The sequence below is a fragment of the uncultured Sulfitobacter sp. genome (genome assembly GCF_947500075.1).
Taxonomy (GTDB): Bacteria; Pseudomonadota; Alphaproteobacteria; order Rhodobacterales; family Rhodobacteraceae; genus Sulfitobacter.
Map to the genome: position 1 here is coordinate 1 of NZ_CANMQS010000023.1, position 1,103 is coordinate 1,103.

1 protein-coding gene is annotated in these 1,103 nt (G+C 63.8%); it reads left to right on the forward strand.

The features are described from left to right. A partial coding sequence (locus Q1A91_RS23635; protein WP_299883378.1) for a calcium-binding protein occupies positions 1-1,103 on the forward strand: 1,103 nt, incomplete at both ends.

Below are 1,103 nucleotides of genomic sequence, written 5' to 3' on the forward strand. Positions count from 1 at the left end.
TTTGAGGGTGAGATCGGCAACGTCATGGTCTTTGACCAGCAGCTGGGCGAAGGCCAGATGCAGGCGCTGGCAGCGGCAATTGATCCCAGTCTGGATGACGCGGCGGTGATGGCCGCGCGGATGGAGGATCTGATGCCGGTGCTGGGCGACATGCACCACGGGTCGGACACGCTCAAGGAGTTGCTGATGTCCTACGGGGCCACGCACCACGGGCATCTGGGCACCATGCCGCAGATGCAGATGGGCACCCACGGGGACAACACGCTGAACGGCACCGCAGCGGCCGACGCGATCAACGGCCACGGGGGCGATGACGCGATCAACGGCGCGGGGGGCGACGACTTCCTGCAAGGCGGTTATGGCAATGACACGCTGGATGGCGGCGCGGGCAATGACGTGCTGGATGGCGGCCACGGCGAAGATGTGCTGAATGGCGGCGACGGGGATGATCTGCTGATCTCCCGTGCGGACGGGCGTGAGGGGGCGATCTTTTACGATCCCAACCGCGACGAGGGCGATCCGTATAACGAGCTGACCAACGGCAAGCTCTACCCCGATCAGCCGATCCCGGCGGATGACGTGATGACGGGGGGCGCGGGCGCGGATGTGTTCTACATCCAGACGCTGATCAACGCCAAGGAACGCTACATTGAAAAGCACACCCGCGACGATGGCAGCATCAACTGGCACGGTGTTGCGGGCGAGAACGACAAGCTGCACGACCATTGGGTGGATGTGATCGGCAACGATGTGATCACCGATTTTGACCGCGACGAGGGCGACCGGATCGTGATCGAGGGCCACACGACGCAGATCGCCTCGATCCTTTATGGCGACGTGGATGGCGACGGGGTGATGGATCACTCGATTGTGGAGCTGTACTCCGAACAGGGCAACGGCGGTGGCGCCCATGCCGACGACCGGCTGGGCACGCTGACGGTCTACGGCGATCTGGTGAAGATGTCGGACATCGAACACGACGCAGGCCCGGCCTACGGGATTATCCACACGATTGACGATCTGCAAGAGGCCATCGCCCCGGTCAGCGTCTCCGCCGATACCGGACCCATCGCACCGCCTGCGGACCTGCCGGATGCGGAGGA